Raw genomic sequence first — 14,672 nt, forward strand, 5'->3', positions numbered from 1 at the left:
TTATATAGGTGAATTTAATGCAAATATGAGATAGTAAACAACAACAAAAAATTAAAATCAATGACTTGATAGTTACAATGTATGTTTGTGGGCCGACAGTTTATGGTGATATTCATATTGGGAATATGCGACCAATTGTTATTTTTGATATTTTGCAGCGATTATTTATGGTTACTAAACAGAAAGTTTTTTATGTGCAAAATATTACTGATATTGATGATAAAATTATTCATCAAGCTCATTTAGAAAAAATAACGGAAAAGGAATTAACAGAAAAGTATACTAAAAGTTATTTTGAGGTTTTAAAACAGTTAAATGTTTATGAACCAAATTTATTTGTCAAAGTAAGTGATAATATTGCTGATATTATTAAATTTATTGAACGGTTAGTTAAAATTGAAGCTGCTTATGTTAAGAATGATAATGTTTATTTAGCAATAGAAAAATATTTTCAATCTTATGGACAATTATCAAAGAAAAATTTAAAGGATTTGCAAGTAGGAATTAGAGTTGCAATTGATAGTAATAAAAATTATGTTAATGATTTTGTTTTATGGAAAAAAACCGATCAGGGACAAAAATGAACTTCGCCTTGAAGTGAAGGCAGACCGGGGTGACATACTGAATGTGCGTTATTTATTAATAAATATTTTAAACAGCCGATTAATATTCACGGTGGCGGTATTGATTTAATATTTCCTCATCATGAAAATGAAAGAATTCAATTGTTGGCATTAAATAAGCAAGAACCTGTTAAAATATGACTTCATAATGGCCATCTATTTTATGATGATGTCAAAATGTCAAAATCTCTTAAAAATACTATTGTTGTTAAAGAATTTTTGCACCATTATGATGCTAATGTTTTACGATATTTATTAACGCTAACCCATTATTCTAAACCATTAAATATTACTAAAAATTTTATTATGCAAGGAAAAGAAAAAGTTGCAAAAATTCATCAAATATTAAAAGAAAGTTTAGTAATCGCATTTTTTAATGGCGAGGTTAATACTAATGAAAAAAATGAACAACTTGTGATGCAAGTGGTAAATTATTTACAAGATGACCTTAACTTTGGTAATGCTTGAGTAATAATTGAACAAATTATTAAGGAAATTAATAATATTTCAAAAGGAAAATCAGGAGCAATTTTACCATTGTTTAATACCCTGCAACAATGTTTATTTCTTTTAGGTTTACAATTTTCATTAGTTTCGTTTGATGATGATGTGAAACAATTATTATTATCTTGACAAAATGCGCGTAAACAAAAAAAATATAATTTAGCAGATAAAATTAGAGAACAATTACAAGCGAAAAATATTTTATAAAATATGTTCAAAAATAATTTTCTTTATTAAGGAGTAACAAAAATGGCAAATTATATTTATGGTAAAAATCCTTTAAAACAATTGTTAGCTGATGACCGTCAACGAATTGAAAAAGTTTTTATTTTACCACAAGAAAAAGTTATTATTGAACAATTAAAGCAGGCGAATATTTCTTATGTTATTAGTAATAAAGAACAATTATTATTATTAGTTAAACATTCAAAACATCAAGGAATTGTCTGTTTAATTAAGGAATATGGGTATTCTTCTTTAGAAGGAGTTTTACAAAAAATAAAAACTAAGAAATACCCTTTAATTTTAATTTTAGATCAAATTGAAGATCCAAGAAATTTTGGAGCAATTTTGCGAAGTTGTGATGCAGTTAATGTTGATGCGGTTATTATTTTGAAGCAAAGACAAGTAGAATTAAATGCTACGGTTGCAAAAACTTCTGTTGGTGCGATTAACTATGTGCCGGTTGTGAAAGTAACTAATCTTAGTAATACTTTAAGGACATTAAAAGAAAATGGTTTTTGGATTGTTGCTAGTGCTTTAAATACCGAAATTAATTATTATAATGTTGACTATAAAAAACCGATTGCTTTAATTGTTGGTAATGAGGGTAAAGGTGTTAGTCAGAAACTTTTAAATAATTCTGATTATATTGTTAAAGTACCAATGCAAGGTCATATTAATTCTTTAAATGTTGCTGTTGCTAGTGCTTTGCTATTATATCAAGTTCGGAATAATCAAAATAATTAAGGAGTTTAAATGGAAGATAATGAATTAATATATCAATACCAAATTGCCTATCAACAACCAGCGTTTATATTTTTATGAAAAAAATATTTTAATTTAATTGAAAAAATTACTTTTATAACTTTTCGAAAATTTTCAGCAATTCCTCTAGAGTTAAGTGATTTTAGTTCTTTACAATATTTTTCATTTTATAACAGTATGAAAACTTATCGGGAGACAGCAAATAAAAGTTTTTCTAATTATATGCAACAAAGATTAAAATGAGATTTATTACAATATATTAGAAAATACATTAATAAGAAGCATTCCGTAATGAATTATGCCATTAGCTATGATACGCAATATGAGAGAACAACGGTTCAAAAATCATATTTAGTAGCTGAACCTAAATGGATTAATTATGGTTTGTCATTTTTAACTAAATTAGAAAATGAAGTTATTTTATTAAAGTCACAAGATTATTCTAATGAAGAAATATCCCATAAATTAAATATTAGTTATAAAAGTGTTGATAATGCTTATCAACGAGCAAAAGTTAAATTACAAAAAAATCGTGATTGTATGTAAGGCAAGGTTAAAAATATGAAACAAGGATATTATCAAAGTCCGGTGGGATTAGTAATGGTTACTAGTCAAAATAATAAAATTATTAATATTAGTTTTATTTTAGCTTGTCCTTTGTTTTCATCATTATCAAAAGAAATAAAACAATGTTTACAAGAAATTGCTGAATATTTTATTAAACAAAGAAAAGAATTTTCGTTTGATTATATGTTAAATACAACTAAGTTTAGTCAAAAGGTATTAGAAGCAACAAAGCAAATCCCTTATGGTGAGACAAGAACTTATAGTGACATTGCTAAAATGATTAATCATCCATTAGCAGTCCGAGCAGTGGGGTCGGCATTAAAAAGAAATCCGTTAGCAATTAGTATTCCGTGTCATCGGGTTATTAATAAAAATAGTAAGCGGATTAATTATCTTTATGGGGTAGAAATTAAATTAGCATTGTTAGCATGAGAAGGTGTGATATAAGCGTTGTCTGTTTAAGGATATACCTATAACAACTTTACACCACCCTAATATAATTGTTATTTGACAGCATATTTTTGTTATTATATAATGTATATGGATAAAAGGGAGAAAGATAATGCAACAAAAAATTATTTTAGTTTGCGATCAATGTCTGTCAAGAAACTATAATACTTTTACTAATAGTTCTAATCAAACTGTTAGATTATCTTTAAAAAAGTTTTGTAAGCACTGTAATCAACATACAATTCATAAGGAAACAAGATAATATTTAGAGAGGAAATAAATATTGATGGCTAAAGAAAAGCACAAAGTAAAAAAGGTAAAATCGGAACATAAGGCATTAAAAGTTAAAAAAACTAAACCGATTTTAGGACAAAGAAAAGTTAGTTCACAAACTAAAGAGGCGATTATTAAAAAAAGTATTTTAGATTCAAAAATAAATGGAAATCGTGGTCAGAGATTTAAAAAATCTTTACTGGATTTACCATTATTAATGACTAGAGAAATGCGTCGTGTTCGTTGAGCAAAAAGTTTGCAGTTAAATAAAAAATTTTGATTAACTGTTGGATTTATTACTTTCTTTGCAATTTTCTTTGCAATTGTTCAAACATTATTACAATTAATTTTAGAAGTTAGTAAAATTTTAGTCATTTAATAAGGAGTAGAAAAAGATGATAAAAGAAGATATTAAACAAGAAAAGGATTCTAGTGATTTATTAGGTAAGTGATATACAATTAATTGCTATAGTGGTCATGAAGAAAAAGTTAAAGAAGATTTATTACAACGAGTTGAAACTTTAAATATGAAAGACTTTATTTTTGATGTGCGGATTGTGAAACAGCAAGAAATGTCAAAAAAAACAAAATCAATGATTGGCAAAAATCCATATCCGGGTTATTTGTTTGTTAATATGATTATGAATGATGATGCTTGATTTATTGTTAGAAATACTCCTGGTGTTACTGGGTTTATTGGGTCTAGTGGAAATTGATCCAAACCGTTTCCATTATCGCGTACTGAAGCTAGAGATATGTTAAGACGCAGTGAAGAAAAAAGTAATATTAGTAGTAAAAAAGTTCAACAAGTATTTGTTGCTGATTTTAAAGAAGGAGACCTAGTTAAAATATTATCAGGAGCTTTTGAGAATAAAGAAGGTGAAGTTATTGGTATGGATTATAGTAAAGGCGTAGCAACAATTAATATTGAAGTTTTTGGGGGAAGATATGTTCCTGTGGAAGCTGAATTTAGTTATTGTGAGAAAGTTAATTAAAATAATCTTATTAAGAAATTAATTTTTATAATTAGTTTCTTTTTTAAAATTTTTAGATGAGAAGGTTAATCGGTAATGAAAAAGGTAGTTATTATGACTGATTCATCAGCAGGATTTAGTATTTTAGAGCAAAAAAAATATAATGTTGTTGTTATTCCATTAATGATTTCTATTAATAGTAATAAGAGTTTTAAAGATAATGATGAAATTAATGATACTGAACTTTTTAATTTTGTTGTTACTAAAAGAGCAACTGTAAAAACTAGTCAAGCTTTACTTGGTGATTTGGAAGCACTGTGAGATGATTTACTTTTACAATATGAGATAATAGTTTTTCTTCCGCTAGCAAAAGAAATTTCTGGGCAGTATCATACCGCTTTAATGTTATGTAAGGAAGAAAAATATTGTGGTCGAATAATTTTGTTAGATACTAAAAATACTTCATTTATTTTAAAAACAATGGTTTTAGCCACTAGAGAATATCTTAATAATGATGGTGATTTAAATAAAATTCAAGAAGATATCATTAATCCTATTCAACAAACAAGTGATGCTTACATTATTCCAGGAAATTTACAATTTTTAGCAATTGGTGGCAGAATTCCAAAATCAATTGCTAATATTGCTAATTTATTAAAAGTTAAACCTATTTTACAATGTAAAGATAAAATTACTAAGGTTGGTGTTACCAGAACATTAAGTAGGGCATTAAAAAATGTTGTGATGATTTTACAAAATAATCATTCTGATCGGAAAATTAAAAAATTGTATGTTTTATTATCGTGATGTGATGATAAAACTATTAATTTAATTAAAAAAGTAGCATTAAAATATCAAATTAATAATATTGAATTTTTGGAAATGGCGAATATTTTAAAAGTGCATTTAGGCAATAATACTATTACATTAATTACTGTTCCGTAATTTTTTCGGTAACCCTTTTTTACCAATTCACGGTATAAGAATTGATGTTTTTGCTAAGTATTCTTGATATTGCAAGTTATTTTTTAGTTTAAAATAACTATTTTTTTCTAAAATAGGAATTCCGGAAACAAAAATTATTAGTAAAGTAATATAAAGTGGTGATAGTAATCATAATAAATTTCAAAAAATAGTGTAATTATCGGTAATATAATTAGTTAATATCAAATCTAATAGAAATATTATACAAATGCTTCATCAAATCATAATTTCGCCAAAGTAGTTAGGATGACGAGAAATTTTTCATAATCCTGTTTGTAAGAATGGGGAATGATTGTCTAATTGATAGAATTTATTTTTTTGATAATCGCTAATAATTTCAAAAAAGAAAAAACAAAGAAATAATATAAAAGGGATAAAATTATAATAATGGTTTTGAGAAAAATAATTTTTGTTAATTGATAAGGCAAATATTGTTGGTAAAGAAATAATGGCAACACTAATACCTTGAAGTAATCAAAAACTACCAAACTTAATAAAGGAATTACGCATTTTATCAAAACGATGATCTACTTTCGTTTTAATAATTCTTATAAAAAGATAACTTCCTAAGCGAAGGGCTCATATGTTAATAGCAGTGAACAGTAGAATTTGTGTTAAACTTCATTGTTTTTTTCAAGTTACAATAGTAATTGATAAAATAATAAAAGTTAATGTGTAAGTTAAATCTGTAAAAATATCAGATTTAAGAATAAAGGCAATGATAAAAAATATTAAATTAATGCCGATGCTAATGAAAAAAATTCATATAATTATTAAATAATCCATTTGGGGTATTCTCCTTAAAAACAGTTGTTTTGTTAATTATAATATATTTTTATTTGATAGCATTAAAATAAAATTTTTTTCTATTTCTTATTAATTTGAATTTAGTTATTGTTAGAAAGTTAATTAGTTTTGTAAGTAAGTAGTTAGTATTTTAAATACTAACTACTTTTTTTATTTTAAATTTAAAAAATTATAGTGTTTCTTGATAATTATTTGATACAATGTAATTAATCAAAGGTATTACTAAATACTATCTTATTTATTAAAAAATAGAGAAAAAATTTATTAGTAATTTAATTAACTTAGATTTAAAATAATTAAATAATTTTTTGTAATATTGTTAATTTAATAGTCATTGGATAATTGATAAATCCTAGCTAGGAGGTGATTGATATAATAATTTGTGTATTTATTTCCCAATTTTTTATATTTAAGATTAGTTTTAATAAAATTTTAGGAGACATTAAGTAAATGGCAAAAGATAATAATAAAAAGGGACAAGAAGCTCTTATAAAAGAACAATTAGAAGCTTTAACACGATTACAAAATAATTTACAACAAATTTTTACATCAGATGTACTTACTATGAATGAAGAACCTGCAAATCCAACTTTAGAACAGTTAAAAGCCGACTTGGTTGTAAAACAACAAGAAATGACAGTGTTAAATAACGAAATTGCTCGTTTAGAGGCTGATAATGATGGTGGTAAGAATGATGCTACTATTGCTGCATTGCGAGTACAAGTTGCTACTAAACAACAAGAAATAAATGATTTAAATGACAAAATTGCTGCCTTAGAAGGTAAAGAACCGACTTTAGAACAATTAAAGGTGCAATTAGAAGAAAAAAATCAGGAAATTATTGCGTTGCAAGCAAAAATTAAGGAATTAGAAGGCAATGTGGGAACTGATTGTCAAGAATTTAAAGATGAAATTGTGAAGTTGCAAGCAAGAATTAAAGAGTTAGAAGATGGTAATATTGGTACTGATTGTAAAAAATTTGAGGATGAGATTATTGTATTGAAGGCAAGAATTAAAGAGTTAGAAGGTAATGTGGGCGGTGATTGTACAAAGTTAGAGGAAGAGGTAAAAGCTTTGAAAACACAATTAGAAGATAAAAGTAAAGAAATCCTTGGATTGCAAGCGAGAATTAAAGAATTAGAAACTGGTAATGGTGCTGATTGTCAAGAATTTAAAGATAAAATCGTTGAATTAGAAGCTAAAATCAAAGAGTTAGAAGAAGGTAATGATGATATTGACTGTAAAAATTTAGAAAAAGAAATTTTAATTAATCAAGAAATTTTAAATAAATTGCAAAAAGAATTAATTGGTAAAGATAACCCTGAAGTGATAGCAGAAATTGAAGAATTAGAAAATGATATCATTTTATTAGAACAAGAAAATTGTCAATTATTTAAAAAAATTCGCGAATTAAAATGTGAACCTAAAAAAAATGAAAGCGAAATAGCTATTCTTACAGATACTATTCGGAGCAACGAAAGTAAAATTATGATGCAAAAGAAAAGAATTGAATTATTAAAAAGAAAAGATAAAACAATAAGTAATCTTTATGAAAATTTAAAAGATAAATTATGTGATTTAGGTAATGAAATTCAAATTAATAATGAATTAATTTGTAAATCTCGGGAAGATAATTTTGATAGTAAGCGTTGCATTATTAAGTTATTAGAAGAAATAATGGCTAAAGATAATTATAATAATTGTAACTTAAAAGGGATTTTAGGTAGTTTAAGTAATAAAATTGAAACAAATAATTGCTTAATTGATAAAATAGGCGATGATAGTGAATGTTTGAGGGAGTTAATTGATAAAATGGGACACGATTTAAATAGAAAATTGGAAAGACATAGTTGTTTAGTTGAAAAGCAAGATGCTTGTTTGAAAAAAGTTTTACAAGAAATGATGATGAAAAGAAATGATTATTTTCAAGTAAAAGAATCTTTATGTCATTTAAATAAAAATTTGGAAGTTAATAATGATTTAATTAAAAAAGTATGCTGTGATTCAAGAGTAAATAGAAGACATAATCAAAATTTTAATCATTTACGAGATGAAAATTTAATTATTGAGCAACCTAATTTTTGTAAAGATAAGGTGGTAACTTGTAATTCAAGATATAACCAATTAATATGCAATTGTAAATTTAATAAAAAAGAAGAATGTAGAAATGAATGTCTTATAACTTCTAAACAAATAGAATGCGATTGTTTTTATATTAAAAAGAATAAAGAAGTAATAAATAAGTGTAAAATCATTAAAAAAGATTGTTGTGAAGACCGCTATCATCCTTGTGAAGTAGTTTGTAAAGAACGCGAATGTGAAAGAAATAATAACTGTTCTAATTGTTAGTAAATAGAAGAAAGTATTAAATAATGTTAATTAAAATAATAGTTGTTTGATTACGAACAACTATTATTTTTTTAAATCAATAACTTACTGTTAATATTAATATGGAAATAAACTAATTTAGTGGTGAGGAGATTATTTAATTGCTGGATAATTATAACTGAATAAATTGGTTTATTTTCTAATAGTGGACGCATAAAGTTTTGTTAGGTAGGAAAAGGTTTAAATAATTTTGAAAGAAAAGCAACTAAAAATTGATTACCTTTTTATTTAAAAAATAAGTAATAAAACAAAATATTTAATATTAACAAACATAATCTTAATAAAAGGTTATAAAACCTAAGTAAAATGCTTACAAAAACAATATTAAAATAATTTTTTACAACAAAAATCGTACATAGGATATATATACTTAATTTGAATATTGAAATAATTTATAGTAAATGATTATTTTTTCTTTTTTAAAAAATACCTAAGAAAACTAAATGCGACCAGCGTGTTAAATATATTTGTAATTGCTAAGGAATAGTGTATAATATTTAACTGTGTATATTATATGTACCATTATTGATACGCCAAGAAGCGTTGTAGCAAAAGTAATTTTTAATTCAGGAAGGAGACCGTGTTATGGCTCAAAAAATTAGAATTCGTTTATGTGGTTATGATAGCAAAACTGTTGACCAGTCAATTTTTAAAATTGTTCAAGCAGCGCAATTGACGGGAGCAAAAGTTAAGGGACCGATTCCTTTGCCAACCAAAAGAGAAATTTATACTGTTTTACGATCTGTTCATAAACATAAAGATGCTCGTGAACAGTTTGAAATTCGAACTCATAATAGAATCGTTGATATTATTAATCCAACGCCAAAAACTGTAAATAGTTTATCAAGATTACAACTACCGAGTGGTGTGGATATTGAGATTAAATTAAATGCAATTACCTAGTCAACCTTTTAGAAATATATTTTAAAAGGCAATGATATACACAATAATGATAAGTTGGAAAGGACGGTAAAATTCTTATGAAAGGAATTTTAGGCAGAAAAATTGCTATGAGTCAGGTCTTTACTGTTGAAGGAAAGATAATTCCCGTAACAGTTATTGAAGTGCAACCTAATGTTGTTACTGATGTTAAAACAGCAGAAAAAAATGGTTATACTTCGTTGCAATTAGCGGTAGAAGATAAAAGAGCTAATTTAGTTAATAAACCATTGACAGGACATTTTAAAAGAGCTAAGACAACTCCGAAAAGGTTTAGTAAAGAGATTCGTGAAATGTCAGGGTTTAATATGGGAGATATTATTAATTGTGATATTTTCACTCCGGGTGAATTAGTGGATGTGCGAGCCATTAGCAAGGGTAAAGGCTTTGCAGGAGTTATTAAACGTCATAATTATTCAAGAGGGCCGATGGCTCATGGTTCTGGATTTCATCGTGAAATTGGTTCAATGGGTGCGATTGCTCCGAACCGAATTTTTAAAGGAAAAAAGATGCCAGGAAGAATGGGACATCAACAAGTTACAATGCAAAATTTGCAAGTAATTCATATTGATGTTGCTAAGAATGCGCTATTAGTTAAAGGTTCAATTCCAGGACCTAAAAAACAGTTTGTTGTTATTACTGAAGCGATTAAGGGCTTAAAAACAAAAACACCACCAAATTTAGTTAACAATCAACCACCTGTTGAAACTACTACAGTAGATGTTAGTAGCGTTGCCCCAGCAGCATAATTATTAAGGAGAAAAAATGATGAAGTTACAAGTATTAGATATTAATGGTAATGTTGTTAAAGATGTTAGTTTAAATGAGAAAGTTTGAAATATTACGCCTCATCAACAAGCAATGTTTGATGCAACAATTGCTCAACAAGCGTCTTGAAGACAGGGAACACATCAAACTAAAACTCGTGGTGAAGTTAGTGGTGGTGGTAAAAAACCATGAAAGCAAAAGGGAACAGGCCGAGCCAGACAAGGTTCAATTCGTTCGCCACAATGAAAAGGTGGGGGAATTGTATTTGGTCCGACAGTTGAGAAAAATTATAAATTGCATGTTAATCGGAAAGTAAGAAAGTTAGCATTAAAATCGGCGTTATCTTTAAAAGCACAAAATAATGAACTTATTATTGTTGATACTATTAGTTTAGAAAAATATTCAACAAAGGCAGTTTTACAAATTTGTCAAAATTTAAAGTTAGTGGATAATAAAACATTATTAATTACTAAAGTAGCTGATGAAATGATTGTTAAATCAGCAAGTAATATTGCAAAATTTAATGTCATTGCTGCTAGTAGTTTAAATATTTATGATTTATTGCACGCTAATAAGTTATTAATAACTTTAGAGGCGTTAGTAAACATTGAGGGGGTATTGGCATAATGCATATTACCGAAGTAATTAAAAAGCCAGTCTTAACAGAAAAGTCATATTTAAAAATTAATGTTGATGGTAAATATACTTTTGAAGTTAATTATAAGGCTAATAAGACACAAATTAAAAAAGCATTTGAAACTATTTTTGAAGTAAAAGTTCTTAAGGTAAATATTATTAAAAAGAAACCGAAAACTAAAAAAATGGGACGGTTTGAAGGATTAACTAATGCTAGTAAAAGAGCGATTTTTACTTTAAAACCAGGTGAAAAATTAGAGTTATTTAATAACGAATAATATTAAGGAGTAAGAGTTATGGCAATAAAGAAATATAAACCAGTTACTAATGGTCGTCGTAATATGACAACTCTTGATTATTCAGTTTTAACAACTGATAAACCAGAGAAATCGTTATTAACTACATTAAATAGGAAATCTGGTCGGAATAATCGGGGAATTATTACTACGCGTCATAAAGGTGGCGGTCATAAAAGAAAATATCGTATTATTGACTTTAAACGTGATAAAGACAATATTATTGGTAAAGTAGCAAGTATTGAGTATGATCCTAATCGTAATGCGTTTATTTCATTAATTAATTATCTTGATGGTGAAAAAAGATATATTTTAGCACCTAAAACTCTTGAAGTGGGAATGGAAATTGTTAGTGGTCCGCTGGTGGATATTAAAGTTGGTAATAGTATGCCAATGGGAAAAATGCCTGAGGGGACAGTAGTTCATAATATTGAATTGCGACCTTTAAAAGGTGGTCAATTAGCTAGAAGTGCGGGAACTAGTGCTCAATTATTAGGAAAAGATGAAAGTGGTCGTTATGTTACGATTCGTTTAAATTCTGGTGAGGTTCGCAAGATTTTAGCATCTTGTCGAGCAACAATTGGTGAAGTTGGTAATGAAGATCGGAACTTAGTTAATTGAGGAAAAGCTGGAAGAAATCGTTGAAGAGGAATTCGTCCGACGGTTAGAGGTTCAGTTATGAATCCTAATGATCATCCACATGGTGGTGGTGAAGGAAAAGCGCCGATTGGAAGAGTAGCTCCTGTAACACCTTGAGGTAAGAAGACATTAGGGATGAAAACTCGTAATCCTCGTAAGGCTTCAACAAAATTAATTATTAGAAGAAAGAAAAAATAGGGTAATGCTTATGAAAGGAAATCGTTAAGGATGGGAAGATCATTAAAAAAAGGACCATATATTGCGTCACATTTATTGAAAAAAGTTGAGTTGTTGAATAGTAATAATAAAAGAGAAGTAATGAAAACTTGATCGCGTCGCTCTACTATTTCTCCTGCCTTCATTAATCATACAGTTGCTGTTCATGATGGTAGAAAGCATGTTCCGGTTTTTGTAACTGAAGATATGGTTGGTCATAAATTTGGTGAATTTGCACCAACAAGATCGTTTGGTGGGCACGGAAATGATAAGAAGAAGAAATAGTAAGGAGTTTAAAATATGGAAGCAAAAGCTATTTTAAGAACAATTAGAATTGCCCCCAGAAAGGTGCAATTAATTGCTGAATTAATAAGAAGAAAACCAGTTACTGATGCTTTAGCGATTTTAATGAATACTAATAAAAAAGCTAGTGAGTCAGTACTTAAACTTCTAAAATCGGCTATTGCTAATGCGGTAAATAATTATGCGATGGATGGGGATGCGTTATTAATTAAAGAGGTTTTAGTGAATGAGGGTGCAACTTTAAAACGGTTCCGACCATCAGATCATGGACAAGCGTATAAAATATTAAAAAGAACTAGTCACATTACAATTGTCGTAACAGACGAAAAGGGAGGTAATCAATAATGGGGCAAAAGGCAAGTCCACATGGATTACGACTTGGTATTAATAAAGACTGAGACTCAAGATGATATGCTAAAGATAAAAATTTTGCTAATTGATTACATTCTGATATTAAAATTCGTAAAATAATTTTGAAAAAATGGAAAAATGCAGCAATTGCTAAAATTGAAATTGAACGCACGAAAGAAAATATTACGCTGTTCATTCATTCTTCGCGTCCGGGTGTTGTCTTAGGACAAGAAGGTTCAAATATTGAAAATATTATTAAAGCTATTCGGCGCGCAATTGGTTTGACAACTAAAAGTAAATTAGACATTAAGATTAATGTTGTTGATATCAAAGTTCCTGATTTGAATGCCCAACTTGTTGCTGAAAATATGGCGCAACAAATTGTTAATCGGGCATCGTTTAGAACGATACAAAAATTAGCAATCCGTAAAGCAATGAAAGCTGGGGCGAAGGGAATTAAAACTTTAGTGTCGGGAAGACTTGGCGGTGTTGATATGGCTCGTAGTGAGGGTTATGCTGAAGGAAGTGTTCCCTTGGCAACTTTGCGAAGTGATATTGATTATGCTAAAGTATCAGCGTTAACAACTTATGGTTTGATTGGAATTAAGGTTTGAATTTATAAGGGTGAAATTTTACCAGAAAAGAAAAATTCTGTTAAGGAGGCGAAGTAATTATGTTAATGCCAAAACGAACTAAATATCGCCGTCCGCATCGTGTTTCTTATGAAGGCAAAGCAACAAGAGGAACTAAGGTTTCGTTTGGTGAATATGGATTACAAGCAGTTGGCAAATTGGTTATGCCTAAAAGAAGTATTGTTGTCAATACTGATCAAGTACAAAAAAAACCTGAATTACAAGGTCTTTGAATTACTTCAAAACAAATTGAAGCAGCAAGAATTGCAGCGACAAGATATATGAAACGAGGCGGAAAAGTTTGAATTAACATTTTTCCGCAGATGGCGAAAACTAAAAAGCCACTTGAAGTTCGAATGGGTTCTGGAAAAGGGTCTCCTGAAGAGTTTGTTGCTGTTGTTAAAAAAGGACGAATTATGTTTGAAGTTGCTGGTGTTACTGAAGAAGTAGCAAGAGAAGCGTTAAGACTGGCAATGCATAAATTGCCAATCAGATGTAAAATCGTTAAACGAGGTGAAGAATAATGGCAAAGAAGATATTTAAAGATAAAAGCATTAATGATTTACAACATCGTGCTGAAGAATTAAAAGCAGAATTGTTTGCCTTAAGATTTCAATCAGCAACTGGACAATTAGAAAAGCCTCATCGGATTAAAGAATTACGAAGAGAAGTTGCTAGAATATTAACGCATTTACAAATGAGAAAAGATGCTGGTGAAGTTGTTAAACCATTGAATCAACAAAAAGTTGTTATTTCTGAAACATTACAAAAAGAAATTGATCAAAAAACTAAAGTTGTTGAAGAGAAAGCAAAACTTAAACTTAAAGAAAAGAAATTAGTTGTTGAAAAGCAAGATGATGTTGAACTGGAAAATCAAAAATTAGTGGCAAAAGCAATTAAAAAAGTTAAAGATGGTGTAGAACCAGTTATGAAAGAAAAGAAAGCTTCTAAGCCGATAACAAGTAAAGATAGTAAAGAATCTAGTGTTAAAACAGCAAAAGTTACTAAATCTAAATCAGCAACAATAACCCCTAATACAAAAACTGATGAAAAGCGAGGCGATAATGATGGAAAGAAATAACCGTAAGGTTTATACGGGTATTGTTGTTTCTAGTAAAATGGAGAAGACAATTACTGTTTTAGTAGAAACATATAAAAGTGATCCGATATATAAAAAACGCGTTAAATATTCAAAAAAGTTTAAAGCTCATGATCAAGACAATTCTTCCCAAGAGGGTGATCGTGTTTTAATTATGGAAACAAGACCATTATCAGCAACTAAACGCTTTCGTTTAGTAAAAATTGTTGAAAAAGCAATTATTTTATAGAAAAGGA

The 14,672-nt window shown here is 28.1% G+C and carries 21 protein-coding genes; 20 read left to right on the forward strand and 1 reads right to left on the reverse strand.

The features are described from left to right. Window positions 1-17 precede the first annotated feature (17 nt). The 8 genes from cysS to AAHM88_RS00370 all read left to right on the forward strand — a co-directional run bounded on the left by cysS (window position 18) and on the right by AAHM88_RS00370 (window position 5,323). Window positions 18-1,334: a cysteine--tRNA ligase gene (gene cysS, locus AAHM88_RS00335; protein ID WP_342262851.1), complete on the forward strand. Its 1,317-nt coding sequence runs from the start codon at window positions 18-20 to the stop codon at window positions 1,332-1,334. A 42-nt stretch (window positions 1,335-1,376) separates the two neighbouring features. Next, window positions 1,377-2,096 (forward strand): 23S rRNA (guanosine(2251)-2'-O)-methyltransferase RlmB, encoded by a 720-nt coding sequence (gene rlmB / locus AAHM88_RS00340; RefSeq protein ID WP_342262852.1) that lies wholly within the window; start codon window positions 1,377-1,379, stop codon window positions 2,094-2,096. Window positions 2,097-2,105: 9 nt separating this feature from the next. Beyond that, a complete protein-coding gene (locus AAHM88_RS00345; protein ID WP_342262853.1) occupies window positions 2,106-2,660 on the forward strand; it encodes a sigma factor-like helix-turn-helix DNA-binding protein in 555 nt (184 codons plus the stop codon). 15 nt (window positions 2,661-2,675) lie between these two features. Beyond that, window positions 2,676-3,128 carry a methylated-DNA--[protein]-cysteine S-methyltransferase gene (locus tag AAHM88_RS00350; RefSeq protein WP_342262854.1) on the forward strand — a complete coding sequence of 151 codons (453 nt, stop codon included), beginning with the start codon at window positions 2,676-2,678 and terminating at the stop codon, window positions 3,126-3,128. Window positions 3,129-3,243: 115 nt separating this feature from the next. Next, window positions 3,244-3,393: a 50S ribosomal protein L33 gene (gene rpmG / locus AAHM88_RS00355; protein WP_215826970.1), complete on the forward strand. Its 150-nt coding sequence runs from the start codon at window positions 3,244-3,246 to the stop codon at window positions 3,391-3,393. 24 nt (window positions 3,394-3,417) lie between these two features. Continuing rightward, complete coding sequence (locus AAHM88_RS00360) at window positions 3,418-3,783, forward strand: hypothetical protein (RefSeq protein ID WP_342262855.1); 366 nt, start codon at window positions 3,418-3,420, stop codon at window positions 3,781-3,783. A gap of 16 nt (window positions 3,784-3,799) precedes the next feature. Next, complete coding sequence (nusG, locus tag AAHM88_RS00365; protein WP_342189869.1) at window positions 3,800-4,399, forward strand: transcription termination/antitermination protein NusG; 600 nt, start codon at window positions 3,800-3,802, stop codon at window positions 4,397-4,399. Window positions 4,400-4,474: 75 nt separating this feature from the next. Next, the gene (locus AAHM88_RS00370; RefSeq protein ID WP_342262856.1) at window positions 4,475-5,323 is read left to right on the forward strand and encodes a DegV family protein; all 849 of its coding nucleotides are present in this window, start codon (window positions 4,475-4,477) and stop codon (window positions 5,321-5,323) included. Here the strand turns inward: AAHM88_RS00370 and AAHM88_RS00375 are convergent. After that, a complete protein-coding gene (locus AAHM88_RS00375) occupies window positions 5,306-6,148 on the reverse strand; it encodes a DUF1295 domain-containing protein (RefSeq protein WP_342262857.1) in 843 nt (280 codons plus the stop codon). The two genes, AAHM88_RS00370 and AAHM88_RS00375, sit on opposite strands and share 18 nt — an antisense overlap. A gap of 471 nt (window positions 6,149-6,619) precedes the next feature. On the opposite strand from AAHM88_RS00375, the gene AAHM88_RS00380 reads away from it, so the two are divergent. The 12 genes from AAHM88_RS00380 to rpsQ all read left to right on the forward strand — a co-directional run bounded on the left by AAHM88_RS00380 (window position 6,620) and on the right by rpsQ (window position 14,665). Further along, complete coding sequence (locus AAHM88_RS00380; protein ID WP_342262858.1) at window positions 6,620-8,518, forward strand: hypothetical protein; 1,899 nt, start codon at window positions 6,620-6,622, stop codon at window positions 8,516-8,518. Window positions 8,519-9,142: 624 nt separating this feature from the next. Then, on the forward strand, window positions 9,143-9,460 hold the full coding sequence (rpsJ, locus tag AAHM88_RS00385; protein ID WP_215825743.1) for a 30S ribosomal protein S10: 318 nt from the start codon (window positions 9,143-9,145) through the stop codon (window positions 9,458-9,460). Between the two features lie 77 nt (window positions 9,461-9,537). Beyond that, window positions 9,538-10,245 carry a 50S ribosomal protein L3 gene (rplC, locus tag AAHM88_RS00390; RefSeq protein WP_342262859.1) on the forward strand — a complete coding sequence of 236 codons (708 nt, stop codon included), beginning with the start codon at window positions 9,538-9,540 and terminating at the stop codon, window positions 10,243-10,245. Between the two features lie 19 nt (window positions 10,246-10,264). Beyond that, the gene (rplD, locus tag AAHM88_RS00395) at window positions 10,265-10,891 is read left to right on the forward strand and encodes a 50S ribosomal protein L4 (RefSeq protein ID WP_338968281.1); all 627 of its coding nucleotides are present in this window, start codon (window positions 10,265-10,267) and stop codon (window positions 10,889-10,891) included. Continuing rightward, window positions 10,891-11,178: a 50S ribosomal protein L23 gene (gene rplW, locus AAHM88_RS00400; RefSeq protein ID WP_342262861.1), complete on the forward strand. Its 288-nt coding sequence runs from the start codon at window positions 10,891-10,893 to the stop codon at window positions 11,176-11,178. Before rplD ends, rplW begins: the two co-directional genes overlap by 1 nt. Window positions 11,179-11,196: 18 nt before the next feature. Beyond that, the gene (rplB, locus tag AAHM88_RS00405; RefSeq protein ID WP_342262862.1) at window positions 11,197-12,033 is read left to right on the forward strand and encodes a 50S ribosomal protein L2; all 837 of its coding nucleotides are present in this window, start codon (window positions 11,197-11,199) and stop codon (window positions 12,031-12,033) included. Window positions 12,034-12,063: 30 nt separating this feature from the next. After that, entirely contained in the window at window positions 12,064-12,336 is a 273-nt protein-coding gene (gene rpsS, locus AAHM88_RS00410; RefSeq protein WP_215825748.1) for a 30S ribosomal protein S19, read from the forward strand. A gap of 15 nt (window positions 12,337-12,351) precedes the next feature. After that, complete coding sequence (gene rplV / locus AAHM88_RS00415) at window positions 12,352-12,699, forward strand: 50S ribosomal protein L22 (protein WP_342262863.1); 348 nt, start codon at window positions 12,352-12,354, stop codon at window positions 12,697-12,699. After that, window positions 12,699-13,376, forward strand: a complete 678-nt coding sequence (gene rpsC / locus AAHM88_RS00420) for a 30S ribosomal protein S3 (RefSeq protein WP_342262864.1) — start codon at window positions 12,699-12,701, stop codon at window positions 13,374-13,376. The genes rplV and rpsC overlap by 1 nt, the downstream gene beginning before the upstream one ends. A gap of 2 nt (window positions 13,377-13,378) precedes the next feature. Further along, window positions 13,379-13,861 carry a 50S ribosomal protein L16 gene (gene rplP / locus AAHM88_RS00425; RefSeq protein ID WP_338968271.1) on the forward strand — a complete coding sequence of 161 codons (483 nt, stop codon included), beginning with the start codon at window positions 13,379-13,381 and terminating at the stop codon, window positions 13,859-13,861. Then, the gene (gene rpmC, locus AAHM88_RS00430; protein WP_342262865.1) at window positions 13,861-14,418 is read left to right on the forward strand and encodes a 50S ribosomal protein L29; all 558 of its coding nucleotides are present in this window, start codon (window positions 13,861-13,863) and stop codon (window positions 14,416-14,418) included. The genes rplP and rpmC overlap by 1 nt, the downstream gene beginning before the upstream one ends. Further along, on the forward strand, window positions 14,402-14,665 hold the full coding sequence (rpsQ, locus tag AAHM88_RS00435; protein WP_215825753.1) for a 30S ribosomal protein S17: 264 nt from the start codon (window positions 14,402-14,404) through the stop codon (window positions 14,663-14,665). Before rpmC ends, rpsQ begins: the two co-directional genes overlap by 17 nt. Window positions 14,666-14,672: the final 7 nt, after the last annotated feature.

The organism is Spiroplasma endosymbiont of Dromius quadrimaculatus, assembly GCF_964031155.1.
Taxonomy (GTDB): domain Bacteria; phylum Bacillota_I; class Bacilli_A; order Mycoplasmatales; family Nriv7; genus Nriv7.